General features: G+C 44.5%; 10 protein-coding genes and 2 pseudogenes. 5 read left to right on the forward strand and 7 right to left on the reverse strand.

Annotated elements, in window-relative coordinates; translation table 11 throughout:
• Window positions 1-137: 137 nt before the first annotated feature.
• The 3 genes and pseudogenes from F6J99_RS45775 to F6J99_RS31980 all read left to right on the forward strand — a co-directional run.
• Window positions 138-947 (forward strand): annotated as a pseudogene (locus tag F6J99_RS45775) (reverse transcriptase domain-containing protein); the annotation flags it as partial.
• Between the two features lie 3 nt (window positions 948-950).
• Entirely contained in the window at window positions 951-1547 is a 597-nt protein-coding gene (locus F6J99_RS45780) for a group II intron maturase-specific domain-containing protein (RefSeq protein WP_365974658.1), read from the forward strand.
• A 231-nt stretch (window positions 1548-1778) separates the two neighbouring features.
• Window positions 1779-2315 (forward strand): annotated as a pseudogene (locus F6J99_RS31980) (SUMF1/EgtB/PvdO family nonheme iron enzyme); the annotation flags it as partial.
• A 221-nt stretch (window positions 2316-2536) separates the two neighbouring features.
• Here the strand turns inward: F6J99_RS31980 and petJ are convergent.
• Window positions 2537-2869, reverse strand: a complete 333-nt coding sequence (gene petJ, locus F6J99_RS31985; RefSeq protein WP_293119031.1) for a cytochrome c6 PetJ — start codon at window positions 2867-2869, stop codon at window positions 2537-2539.
• A gap of 340 nt (window positions 2870-3209) precedes the next feature.
• Window positions 3210-3353 (reverse strand): hypothetical protein, encoded by a 144-nt coding sequence (locus F6J99_RS31990; RefSeq protein WP_293119033.1) that lies wholly within the window; start codon window positions 3351-3353, stop codon window positions 3210-3212.
• A gap of 20 nt (window positions 3354-3373) precedes the next feature.
• Here F6J99_RS31990 and F6J99_RS31995 point away from each other — a divergent pair, with 20 nt between their 5' ends.
• Window positions 3374-4933 carry an FAD-dependent oxidoreductase gene (locus F6J99_RS31995; protein WP_293119035.1) on the forward strand — a complete coding sequence of 520 codons (1560 nt, stop codon included), beginning with the start codon at window positions 3374-3376 and terminating at the stop codon, window positions 4931-4933.
• Window positions 4934-5313: 380 nt separating this feature from the next.
• Here F6J99_RS31995 and F6J99_RS32000 read toward each other — a convergent pair whose 3' ends face one another.
• The 3 genes from F6J99_RS32000 to F6J99_RS32010 all read right to left on the reverse strand — a co-directional run bounded on the left by F6J99_RS32000 (window position 5314) and on the right by F6J99_RS32010 (window position 6600).
• Complete coding sequence (locus F6J99_RS32000; RefSeq protein ID WP_293119037.1) at window positions 5314-5511, reverse strand: hypothetical protein; 198 nt, start codon at window positions 5509-5511, stop codon at window positions 5314-5316.
• Window positions 5512-5682: 171 nt separating this feature from the next.
• The gene (locus F6J99_RS32005; protein ID WP_293119047.1) at window positions 5683-5829 is read right to left on the reverse strand and encodes a DUF5615 family PIN-like protein; all 147 of its coding nucleotides are present in this window, start codon (window positions 5827-5829) and stop codon (window positions 5683-5685) included.
• On the reverse strand, window positions 5830-6600 hold the full coding sequence (locus F6J99_RS32010; protein ID WP_293119039.1) for a tetratricopeptide repeat protein: 771 nt from the start codon (window positions 6598-6600) through the stop codon (window positions 5830-5832). It abuts the gene before it with no gap.
• Window positions 6601-7013: 413 nt separating this feature from the next.
• Here F6J99_RS32010 and F6J99_RS32015 point away from each other — a divergent pair, with 413 nt between their 5' ends.
• Window positions 7014-11597: an NB-ARC domain-containing protein gene (locus tag F6J99_RS32015; protein WP_293119041.1), complete on the forward strand. Its 4584-nt coding sequence runs from the start codon at window positions 7014-7016 to the stop codon at window positions 11595-11597.
• On the opposite strand, the gene F6J99_RS32020 is transcribed toward F6J99_RS32015, so the two are convergent.
• Window positions 11578-11751: a hypothetical protein gene (locus F6J99_RS32020; RefSeq protein ID WP_293119043.1), complete on the reverse strand. Its 174-nt coding sequence runs from the start codon at window positions 11749-11751 to the stop codon at window positions 11578-11580. The genes F6J99_RS32015 and F6J99_RS32020 overlap by 20 nt on opposite strands.
• A 534-nt stretch (window positions 11752-12285) precedes the next feature.
• Window positions 12286-12489, reverse strand: a complete 204-nt coding sequence (locus tag F6J99_RS32025) for a hypothetical protein (RefSeq protein ID WP_293119045.1) — start codon at window positions 12487-12489, stop codon at window positions 12286-12288.
• Window positions 12490-12647: the final 158 nt, after the last annotated feature.

Consider the following 12647-nt stretch of genomic DNA (forward strand, 5'->3'; position numbering starts at 1 on the left):
AGACAATGAACAAACACAGGAGCAGGTCGAAAGACTAGGATATCTAGGAGCTGGGTGAGGTGAAAGCCTCACGCCCAGTTCTGAAGGAGAGGTGCTCCCCTTAATAGGGGACATCGACTCTAACAGTTTACAAAGCAGTTCAAGCTGGTGACTTACGGAAAGCAAGGTCTCTACAGAAACTGATTCTAAAATCTCGTTCAGCACAACTTTTGGCCATCCGTCAAGTGACACAGCTCAACCAGGGTAAAAAAACCGCCGGTATCGACGGAAAAACAGCCCTGAAATACAGTGAGAGATTCGAGTTACTTAAAAAGCTAGTATCCAGTGCGGAAAATTGGACGCACCTAGGACTACGGGAAATCCCAATACCTAAGAAAAACGGGGGTACAAGAATGCTGAAAGTACCGACAATCGCTGACAGAGCATGGCAATGTCTAGCAAAATTCGCTCTTGAACCAGCACATGAAGCCACGTTTCATGCCCGAAGTTACGGGTTCAGAACAGGCAGAAGTGCCCATGATGCACACAGACAAGTAGCAAATCATCTGCAATCCCATAAAAATGGCATCACCAAAAGAGTAATTGAACTAGACATCAAAAAGTGCTTCGACCGTATCTCCCATAAATCTATTATGGATAAGTTAATTGCACCATCAGGCTTAAAACACGGGATTTTCAAATGCTTAAAGGCAGGAGTAAATCCCGAATTCCCTGAGCAAGGAACTCCCCAAGGAGGTGTGGTCAGCCCGCTACTCGCCAATATCGCACTTGATGGAATAGAGAATATTCACCCAAGTATACGGTACGCCGATGATATGGTAATTTTTCTAAAGCCAAAAGATAACGCAGGAAAGATTCTGAATAAAATCAGGACCTTTCTAGCAGAACGAGGAATGGAAATCAGTGAAGAAAAGACTAAGCTAACCAAAGCGACAGATGGATTTGATTTCCTGGGCTGGTATTTTCGAGTCCAGTACGACGGGAGATTCAAGAGTTACCCCGCTAAGGAGAACCTCAAGAAATTCCTCAAGAAAGTAAAAACCATAGTCAACAGCTCGAATTATGGTGCAGAAATCAAAGCCAAAAAAATAGCGCCCATCGTACGAGGCTGGAGAAACTACCACAAATGGTGCTGTATGGAAGACTCTCCCTATAATCTCTACTTTCCGATGAAAACTGCTGAAAGAAAATTCAGAAAGCAGAAATCTATAAATCGGCACGAATCTAAAAGATTATTGGATAAAGCTTTTCCTAAAGTATCATGGAAAGAAAACGGCCACACAATGGTAAAAGGAACTAAGTCCCCCTACGACGGAGACTTAGCCTACTGGAGCCAAAGAAATAGTAAATTGTACGATAACGCTACATCAAAAGCCTTGAAAAAGCAAAACCATTCCTGTGGATACTGCGGCCTAAAACTAAAAGGCGACGAATCTGTACACCTTCATCATATCGATGGAAACCACGACAATTGGAAGCCAAAGAACCTAATGGCCGTACATCAAAGTTGTCATCAACTCATCCATGGGGGCAAGTCGAGAGACTAGGATATCTAGGAGCTGGATGAGGGGAAACCTTCACGTCCAGATTTGAAGGAGAGGTGCCCTGGGTAATGCCAGGCATCGACTCTAATCGATCTGTTTGACTCTCTCTCTAGATCGTATAGGACAAGAAGTGTTCGCGTAGCGTCGGCGAAAGCCGATAGTCGCACGGATTTATCCTGCGACGTAACAACCTTGTAGAATCCTCCGTGCTTTAGCCGGGGGAGATGTCAACCTGTTGTTCACATTGCCTATGAAGATGCGGTTGCCTATGCCGATTGGGTGGGTAAAACGCTCCCCACCGAAGCCCAATGGGAATATGCAGCACGGGGTGGTCTTGACACTGATACCTCGATCCCTGGTGAACAATATGCCCCTCACAAAGCCAATACCTGGCAAGGCTTCTTCCCCTTCTTCAACACCAAAGCCGATGGCTATCTCGGTCCTGCCCCGGTCGAATCCTTCTCTGCCAATGGTTACGGTCTGTACGATATGCTGGGCAACGTTTGGGAATTAACCGCAGATTGGTATCGTGTGGGTCATAGGGGGAAAGATCGCAGCCTCAATCCATTGGGACCGGATCAAGGGAGTAGTTTCGATCCCGAAAAGCCTGATGAAGGGGCACTCCATGTGATTAAAGGCGGATCTTTCCTCTGCGCCCGAAATTATTGTAGCCGTTATCGTCCTGAAGCACGAGAGTCCCAAGCTCCTGATACAGGAACCAATCATGTGGGTTTTCGTTTAGTAGCGATGCCTTGGCACGATGAAGGTTAGGGCTGAAATCGTTATCCTTCTGTCTATCCCAAAGTTACGGCTGACTGCTGAACGCGCACGCGTGCGCATAGCGCATATGCTTACCTTAATTAATTGTTAAACAGCCATGGCTGGTGCGTTACGGCGCTCCTGACGTAAACTCTAAACTCTTGCTAGTTGATTACGCCGCACCTAACGCACCCTACGGGATGATTGATTAATAATTGGTCACTGAATTCAGCCTACCACTTATCAGCCTGTTGTAAAACATAAGCAGCTACATCTTCAATTTGCTGGGCTTTTAAACGACCACGAAAGGCAGGCATAGGTGGTTTGCCGTTTGTTACTTGTTCGATGATAGCTGCAGCAGAATACATGCCATATTTTTCCAGGGCCTCCTTCTTCAGCGTTTTCTCTTGCTTGACTACATTTTTGCCGCCCATATGACAAGCATTGCAGTTAGCTGCAAATAACTTTCCCCCGTTAGTCGCATCACCAGCAGCTAAAGCGGAATCAGGGAAGCTGAAAGTTATTAAAGCGAAAACTAGCAGAATCGCAATTAGTATTTTTTTCAAAGTGTTTCTCCTCTCAGTATGGCGTTGAGCCAGATATTATCGTAAGCTAAGAGGGGTGACTCGGTCAAACCCCAGGGTGTGAAAGTTATAACAATAATTAACAATTAATAAGATGGGCAATCCCCACTCAGGGGAAACCAAAGAATCAATAAGGCAGCCTTAATATCAAGATTATTGATATACCTATGCAATAGTCCTGATAATCAAGGCTGAATAGGGTCATAATATTTGCCCAATTTGAAGGTGATAACCTCTAAAATTTATTAGTAATAAATAGCATTAAAGGTAGGCTAATTTAGGCAAGTGCGATTGCAAGTATTTAGCGGTCAGCCGTCAGTGGTCAGTGGTCAGCCTGGAGCTGATAGCTGATAGCTGATAGCTGATCGCTTACGTGCGATCGCGTAGCGTGACCTACGGTCAATCGCATCAGCCTCTGAGCCTTGTGATGGAGAAATTTACAATAAAACAAAGAAAGTCTTAGCATCTAAGTATCAAGCAACATCCATGAGTCAAACCGAACAAATCCTATCCCAGTTACCTGGTGATGTTCTCGGACGCCTGCGCAGTGCTGACAAAGTCTGGAAAGCCTTACGAGATGGCACAACTCCAATCCCAGAGGTGATTACAGAAACCGAAGCGGGATTAGGCACCCTAGACTTGGATGTAGTAATCTGTGGCGGTACCTTGGGAATTCTGATTGGTGCTGCTCTACAACAGCGAGGCTGGCGAGTTGCGGTAGTTGAACGGGGGGTTTTGCGCGGTAGAGACCAAGAGTGGAATATCTCTCGCCAAGAACTGGAGGTATTCCTGGAACTTGAGTTACTCTCAACGGCGGAATTAGAGAATGCGATCGCATCCGAGTATAACCCAGCTCGGATCAGTTTTTTCCAGGGTCCTGATTTCTTGGTAAACGACGTACTCAACATTGGTGTTGACCCAGTCTTTCTGCTCGATACCCTCAAAACCAAATTTTTAGCTGCTGGCGGTAAGCTTTTTGAAAAGACATCCTTTACAAAAGCAACCATTCATCCCGATGGCGTCTCAATCGGCTTGAAAGTTAACCAGTTGGAGGTTACCCAAGTTAAAGTTCGCTTACTGATAGATGCCATGGGACATTTTTCCCCAATTGTTAAGCAAGTCAGGCAAGGTCAGAAACCAGAAGGGGTTTGTTTAGTTGTTGGTAGCTGTGCTCAAGGCTATCCTAAAAATGACATGGGGGATTTGATAGTATCCTTCACTCCTATCCAAAATCAATGTCAATATTTCTGGGAAGCATTTCCAGCCCGGGATGGTAGAACCACCTATTTATTTACCTACTTAGATGCTAATCCCGAACGTCCTAGTTTAGAATTTTTATGTGACGAATACTTCCGTCTCTTACCAGAATACCAGGGAGTAGACTTATCCCAACTTGATTTTAAACGAGTACTATTTGGCTTTTTTCCTTCCTATCAAAAAAGTCCCCTAAGAATGCCTTGGAATCGGATTTTACCCATAGGAGATAGCAGTGGTGGGCAATCACCAGTTAGTTTTGGTGGATTTGGTTCCATGGTCAGACATTTAAAGCGTCTTAGTAACGGAATTAATGAAGCCTTAGATTATGATTTGCTAGACCGCAATGCCTTAGCCCAACTACAACCCTATCAGCCTAATATTGGCGTAACCTGGATGTTTCAACGGACGATGAGTGTTGGCATCAAGCAACAACTAGCACCAAATCAAATAAATCAATTACTGACTGGTGTATTCCAAGCCATGGCAAACCTGGGAGATGATGTGCTTAAGCCCTTCCTCCAAGATGTAGTGAAGTTTTCAGGATTATCTAAAACCCTATTTGTGACATCATTAACTAAACCAGGATTAGTCGTGCCAGTGATTCCTCAAGTAGGATTAACGATGCTATTGGATTGGATGGTTCATTATAGTAATTTAGCCCTTTACAGTAGTTTGTATCCAGCAGGTAAATTACTTAGTAGCATGTTGAATACCTTGCCACCGAAACCAAAATATTATTACCACCGTTGGCTGGAAGCATGGCGCTATGGGTCTGGGGGAGATTATTAATTTTAGGGAGTAGGGAGCAGGGAGCAGGGAGCAGGCGTAGGGTGCGTTAGGGACGGAAAGCCTCTGATTTTATCAGTAGCCAGGGTTGGGATAGTCCGTCCCGTAACGCACCACCGGGTCAAACCCCTTGAACAAGATGCACCCAGCCAGGATTGATGATCGTGATATTTTTGGCATGATAGAAGTAACTCCTATTTGAGTGGGAGGAAAACCGCGCTGATTTGATAAAGGTTGTGACCAGCGCGGTTATTAGTTTCAGTCGTCACCTTTTATACTATACATAACTCCTCGAAAAAATGCAAGGGGTAAATAAAACTTTTTACATTTATTTACAAATAGTTTTTTTAGGCATTTATGGAATCAATTATGTGTAATTTATTTTATTTTTTTGAGTTATCTGTGTTAATGAGCAACACCTTAACTAAAATCACCAATGCCCTTTTTTTTTTGTGTAGGGTTAGATGTAAACCTAGGATATCTTTTTTGATTAGACAATAAAACTGAGAATCTCTTTCTCCTGTTGCCTGTTGCCTGTTGCCTGTTGCCTGTTGCCTCTTGGCCTTTGGGAGTATGTTCACAACCCAGATACAACACGCTTATTACTTCCAGCACTCTAATTTTAGATTCCTGACTTCATTCATTTTTCGGCGTTGCTTATTATGGGTATGATTTTGCCCCCCTAGCCCCCCAATTTTGGGGGGAACAAGACTTTCAAAGTCCCCCAAATTTGGGGGATTTAGGGGGCTTGATCAAAACCAGATGATTGCACATTCATTCCTAGATTCAGCAACGCCTATTTTCCGATAATCTCTATCTTCTGAAACAATAATTAAATTATGTTGTATGGCTGTGCAAGCGATCCATAAATCGTTGATGCCTACTCCGGCATCCTCTATTTATTCCCTAACTCGGTTGACATAGTCCAAACACTCTTGAAAATCATCTCCAGCCCAAGTTGGTGAAGTTTTTAGCCAATCTAAGAGGTTTGTAACTGGATACTTTTGATGAGATAGTTGATAATTGTCAATCTGCCACAAAATTCCCCTTGCCGTATTTCTGATATCCATAAGATAGTTTTTGGCTGCGTCTGGAAGCTCATTTTGTTCAGATGCCAAGGCAGAAGCTTGCAAAATTGCCATTAATCTACGTTTAATACGTTCTAGATAGTCCTTGGAGAAGTCAAAGATATGTTTTTCCAAAACTGTTGATAATCTAGACAGTCCTGTGTAAAGACTACTGAATTTATTAACAGTATCGATTTCAAGTGCTCGTTCAAAAGTCTGCTCTGCTTGATCTAATTTACCCTGTTGTTGGAGCACTTCTACTAAATGGTTCAATCCCATAGCAAGTAATGATTGATTATTGAGGGCTTCAGCGATCGCAATTTCTTGTTCAAAAGCCTGCTGTGCTTGATCTAATTTACCCTGTTGTTGGAGTAATTTTCCTAAACGATTCCACCCCATAGCAAGTAATGATTGATTATTGAGGGTTTGAGCAGTCTCGATTTGACCATTTAGTTCAAATTCATCTCCCAGAGCTGCCATTAAAGGCTGACCCTTGTGTTCTGATCCAATTCGACCCAAATCCTCAACAAAATTCATTCTTTCGATAATTTCATTAAATTCAGCATAAAATAATTCTTGATTAGATTGCTCCAAATTTTTCAATTTTGCCTCGCTTATTGCTAAATATTCGATAATCAAGTGCTCGTTATTTAGAACTAATTTAGTTAATTATTATTCTGGTAAAATTAGCATTATTTAAACTACTTTGAATAAGATAATACAAGTTTAGTATAGCATTTCCCTGCTCCCTGCTCCCTGCTCCCTGCTCCCTACTCCCTAAAAAAAACACCTCACCCAATTTAAAAATACTATATAGCGTTTCTAGGACTCATGAGGTACACATTATTTTTCACCTCTTCCCTCTTCCCTCTTCCCTCTTCCCTCTTCCCTCTTACTTCTTACCTCTTCCCTGCTCCCTGCTCCCTGCTCCCTGCTCCCTAAAAACCAGAAATTTGTACCTCACAAGTCGTAGAATTGCTATAATAAACAAAGACTGTGAGTAATCTCCTTCAACTATGGAACCATTAGCTGCTGCTGTTGTCGCTATTTCTACTGTGCTCGCCACTAAAGCCTTAGAAAAAACTGGGGAAAATGTCGGGCAAGTTGTTTGGGACCAGACTAACCAGTTTGTGGAATCCCTGAGAAACCAGTCTCCAGATACGGTAATGGCTATCGAGCAAGCTCCAAAGCAACCACTTGATTATGCCGAGGTGGTATTGGAAGTAGAAGCAGCAGCCAAGCAAAATCCTGAAGTTGCCCAAAGTATGGAGCGTTTGGTGACTACGGTTGATGCTGAAGCTTTGCCTAACTTAGAGGAAATTCGTCAAGAGATTACCAAAGCTTTGGAATCCCACCAAGCTACTAGTGAGAATTACAATATTGAGAATCTGAATAACCAAACTCGATTCAATCAAGCTCCGCCACTACCTCCTTATTATGTGGAACGCCCGGAAGTCAGCCAACAACTAAAACAAATCCTTTTATCCCAAGAAACAGCAAAAGCTGGCACCTTAGTAGTTAGTGCAATCTATGGCTTAGGAGGAATTGGAAAATCTACCATTACTGCGGCGTTAGCCCATGATTCAGAGGTTCAATCCCATTTTCCCGATGGGATTTTTTGGGCAACCTTAGGTCAGCAGCCTGATATATTATCGTTTCTAAGTACGTGGATACAGCAATTAGGAGATTATGATTTCAAACCGATTAACACTGAGGCCGCTTCGTTACAATTAAGAACATTATTATCCGATAAAAAAGCGTTACTAGTAGTGGATGATGTTTGGCATCCTGACCATGTTGAACCCTTTCGAGTGGGAGGGGGTGGCTGTCGGGTTTTAGTCACTACCAGAGAAGCTCTAATTAAAGATGCGATTCCCTATGATTTGGACGTGATGAATCCAAAGCAATCCTTGGAGTTATTAACCGGTTGTTTACAGATTTTTTCAGATGAATCGACCTCAATTCCTTTAGCTGCAAGCCCCCTAAATCCCCCAATTCTGGGGGACTTTAACTCAAGTTCCCCCCAGAATTGGGGGGCTAGGGGGGCGAAAATTGCTGTAAACAACGAGTTAACTAATCAAGAACTGGAATATGCTCAAACCTTAGCCAAAACTGTCGGCTACTTACCCCTAGCATTAGAATTAGCTGCTGCCCAAGTTAGGGATGGATTATCTTGGCAAGAGTTACTGGGTGAGTTAGAAGATTTAATTGTTGGTGTAGAAGCTTTGGATCGATTGAAAGCAGAGGAAGAGCCAAGTGACGCTAAGCGCAAAAACTACAGTCTAGTGGCTTCCTTTAATCTCAGTTTAAAGGGATTATCCGACGACGAGAGGTTGAAAAACTTTGCTTGGTTAGGGATACTGCCCGAGGATGTTACCATTACTGAAACCATGGCGACTACCTTATGGGATTGTAATTTAGTTGAAGCCAAAGATACGTTAAGGTACTTACGACAAAAAGCCTTATTACTACCAGGGTTATCTACTACACCAGAAACTAACTATCGCCTCCATGACCTGTTACATGATTTAGCCCGTCGTCTGGTTCAACCAGAGCTAGGATTATCAATACCCTCAGCTCATCAACAATTATTAGAACGTTATCAAACTAAGACCGATAAGGGATTATGGCATACCTTACCCGATGATGGTTATATCTATAGTCACTTAATCTGGCACCTAGAGAAAGCCAAAAAAATTAATGACATTCATCAACTCCTGAAAGAAGAAACTCCAGCAGGGGATAACGGTTGGTATTGGCAGTGTGAGAGACATGCAAAAACTGCTAATTTCATCAAGGATGTATCGAAAGCTTGGGCAATAGCAGCAGATAATTTTACAGAAAATCCTACCGAATCGATTAGTTTACAGTGTCGGTATGCTCTGATTACCACATCTCTCAACAGCTTGGCTGGAAATATTCCTCCAAAGTTAATGGCAGCATTAGTTGAAAACGAAATGTGGACGCCAGCTCAAGCACTAGTTTATGTGCGACAGAGCAAAGATTCTGAAGGTCAAGCAAAAGGTTTGGAGGCAATTAGTGAGTATCTTCCCCCTTCTTTATTACCAGAAGCTTTAGAAGTTGCTAGAGGGATTGAGGATGAACACTTCCGCCAAGCCTATACCTTAAAAGCCTTAGCCCCCCACTTACCCGATGTGTTGTTATCCCAAGCCTTAGATTGCGCCATAGGGATTTCGAATGAATTCTCCCGAAACTATGCCTTAGAAGCCTTAGCCCCCCACTTACCCGATGTGTTGTTATCCCAAGCCTTAGATTACGCCATAGGGATTTCCGATGAATGCTTCCGAGCTGTTGCCTTAGTCGCCTTAGCCCCCCACTTACCGGATGTGTTGTTACCCAAAGCCTTAGATTATTGCGCCAGAGGGATTTCCGATGAATGCTTCCGAGCTGTTGCCTTAGTCGCCTTAGCCCCCCACTTACCGGATGTGTTGTTACCCAAAGCCTTAGATTACGCCAGAGGGATTTCCGATGAAAAATACCGAGCCTATGCCTTAGAAACCTTAGTCCCCCACTTCCCCGATGTGTTACCGGAAGCCTTAGATTGCGCCAGAGGGATTTCCAATGAATACTCCCGAGCCCAAGCCTTAGTCGCCTTAGCCCCCCACTTACCGGATGTGTTACCGGAAGCCTTAGATTGCGCCAGAGGGATTTCCGATGAAGAAAACCGAGCTAATGCCTTACGAGCCTTAGCCCCCCACTTACCCGATGTGTTGTTACCCCAAGCCTTAGATGGCGCCAGAGGGATTTCCGATGAAGAAAACCGAGCTAATGCCTTACGAGCCTTAGCCCGCCACTTCCCCGATGTGTTACCCCAAGCCTTAGATGGCGCCAGAGGGATTTCGAATGAAAAAGACCGAGCTAATGCCTTAATCGCCTTAGCCCCCCACTTACCGGATGTGTTACCCCAAGCCTTAGATGGCGCCAGAGGGATTTCCGATGAAGACTCCCGAGCCGATGCCTTAGTCGCCTTAGCCCCCCACTTACCGGATGTGTTGTTACCCAAAGCCTTAGATTGCGCCAGAGGGATTAAGTATGAATACTCCCGAGTCAAGGCCTTAGTCGCCTTAGCCCCCCACTTACCGGATGTGTTACCGGAAGCCTTAGATTGCGCCAGAGGGATTTGGGATCAATACTCCCGAGCCCATGCCTTAGAAACCTTAGCCCCCCACTTACCCAATGTGTTGTTACACCAAGCCTTAGATTGCGCCAGAGGGATTTCCGATGAATACCACCGAGAATTAGCCTTAATCGCCTTAGCCCCCCACTTACCCGATGTGTTACCCCAAGCCTTAGATTGCGCCAGAGGGATTAAGTATGAATACTCCCGAGTCAAGGCCTTAGTCGCCTTAGCCCCCCACTTACCGGATGTGTTACCGGAAGCTTTAGATTGCGCCAGAGGGATTTCGAATGAAAAAGACCGAGCTAATGCCTTAGTCGCCTTAGCCCCCCACTTACCGGATGTGTTGTTACCCAAAGCCTTAGATTGCACCAGAGGGATTTCGAATGAAGACTCCCGAGCCAGAGCCTTAGTCGCCTTAGCCCCCCACTTACCGGATGTGTTACCGGAAGCCTTAGATTGCGCCAGAGGGATTTCCGATGAATCAGAGCGAGCCAGAGCCTTAGTCGCCTTAGCCCGCCACTTCCCCGATGTGTTACCGGAAGCCTTAGATTGCGCCAGAGGGATTTCGAATGAATACTACCGAGTTTCAGCCTTAGAAGCCTTAGCCCCCCACTTACCGGATGTGTTGTTACCCAAAGCCTTAGATTGCGCCAGAGGGATTTCCCATGAATCCTCCCGAGTCAAGACCTTAGTCGCCTTAGCCCCCCACTTCCCCGATGTGTTACCCCAAGCCTTAGATTGCGCCAGAGGGATTTCCGATCAATACCACCGAGCCTATGCCTTAATCGCCTTAGCCCCCCACTTACCCGATGTGTTACCCCAAGCCTTAGATTGCGCCAGAGGGATTTCGAATGAATACTCCCGAGTTTCAGCCTTAGTCGCCTTAGCCCCCCACTTACCGGATGTGTTACCCCAAGCCTTAGATTGCGCCATAGGGATTTCCGATGAATCCTCCCGAGCTATTGCCTTAGTCGCCTTAGCCCCCCACTTACCGGATGTGTTGTTACACCAAGCCTTAGATTGCGCCATAGGGATTTCCGATGAAGACTCCCGAGCCAGAGCCTTAGTCGCCTTAGCCCCCCACTTACCGGATGTGTTACCGGAAGCCTTAGATTGCGCCATAGGGATTTCCGATGAAGACTCCCGAGCCAGAGCCTTAGTCGCCTTAGCCCCCCACTTACCCGATGTGTTGTTACCCAAAGCCTTAGATTGCGCCAGAGGGATTGGGTCTGAATACCGGCGAGCCAAAGTATTACAGAACTTGATCAAGACCTTAACTCCTTCGTCAGTTGATTTTCCTCTTTGGCAACAAATTCTTGATTGTTTAGCTAGTCTAAAACGTGCCGATTTTCTTAAGAATCTTCCTCAATTAGCTCCTTTAATCATCAAGTTTGGGGGTATTGAAGCCCTAAGAGAAACCGTGGCAGCGGTTGAAGATGTTAGTCGATGGTGGAGGTAGGGAAAAGGGAGTAGGGAGTAGGGAGTAGGGAGTAGGGAACAGCGGATCTGGGAACAGCGGATCTGGGAACCGGGAATCGGGAATCGGGAACAGGGAATCGGGAATCGGGAATCGGGAGTCGGGAATCGGGGCAAGAAAATTGAATGTATCTCATCAATACGAGAAACCCTATCAATTCAGATACTTACTCACAAATTATGCTGGAGTTAAGCACTCAAACTATGCTGTTTTTTGGACTAAAACCTTAGAGGTTGTCTGAGAAGTATCATTTGCTACATCCAAGCCCCCGTTGGTCCCCCAATTTTGGGGGACTTTTACCAGCAAATTGATTCTTGTTCCCCCCATAATTGGGGGGCTAGGGGGGCAAAATTCAATATCAAAAAACTTTTCAGATATCCTCTTAATCAACTTATGATTAGCAGATATAAAACATTGGGATTGAGCAAGTTTCGCTGTCAGATAAACCCCAACATCTTCACGAGGTATTATCCCCAAAGCTTCGAGTTTAGCTAATTCCGAATCATCAACCTGAACATAACAAACGTTGAAATTCTGCCAAATTGGTCCATAAGCTATCAGCTATCAGCTATCAGCATATGCTTACCTTGAGCAATTTCCTGCTTAATCTCCTGGACAAGCTCAATAATTTTCTCCCTTGAATCATACCCCGATTCTGTTAACGCCTGCTTTAATCCCTCTTGCAACTGTTTAGCTGACAGGAGTGGTTGCTGTTGATAGTTACTGACTTCCAAAACTTATTGACCTCCCCATCTGTTTCGTCAAACAGAATAATTACTCGTACTGGCTTAGGGGGAGTCCCTTCAATTGGGTAGTCTAAGGATAATTGACCTGATGGATCAATTTTTCCACTAGCAGTAATTGCTTTTATCATAACTAGTTGTGGGGGTAGAGTAACTTAACTACTATAATTTTACAGTATTTATCAATGGAGTGAGGTATAAAGTTCTGGTTTTTAGGGAGTATGCAACAAAAATTATCACTATTTCGACACAGATTGCTATAGTGCGAGCGCTCCCCCAATTTGTTATA

The sequence above is a fragment of the Moorena sp. SIO4G3 genome (assembly GCF_010692305.1).
GTDB classification, from domain to species: domain Bacteria; phylum Cyanobacteriota; class Cyanobacteriia; order Cyanobacteriales; family Coleofasciculaceae; genus Moorena; species Moorena producens_A.

What these genes read in the sequence shown, in the direction of transcription:
- F6J99_RS31990 (WP_293119033.1), bottom strand. Translation starts at nt 3,353, where the DNA reads ATGCTAAGACTTTCTTTGTTTTATTGTAAATTTCTCCATCACAAGGCT.
- F6J99_RS31995 (WP_293119035.1), top strand. Translation starts at nt 3,374, where the DNA reads ATGAGTCAAACCGAACAAATCCTATCCCAGTTACCTGGTGATGTTCTC.
- F6J99_RS32015 (WP_293119041.1), top strand. Translation starts at nt 7,014, where the DNA reads ATGGAACCATTAGCTGCTGCTGTTGTCGCTATTTCTACTGTGCTCGCC.
- F6J99_RS32020 (WP_293119043.1), bottom strand. Translation starts at nt 11,751, where the DNA reads ATGAGATACATTCAATTTTCTTGCCCCGATTCCCGACTCCCGATTCCC.
- F6J99_RS32025 (WP_293119045.1), bottom strand. Translation starts at nt 12,489, where the DNA reads ATGATAAAAGCAATTACTGCTAGTGGAAAAATTGATCCATCAGGTCAA.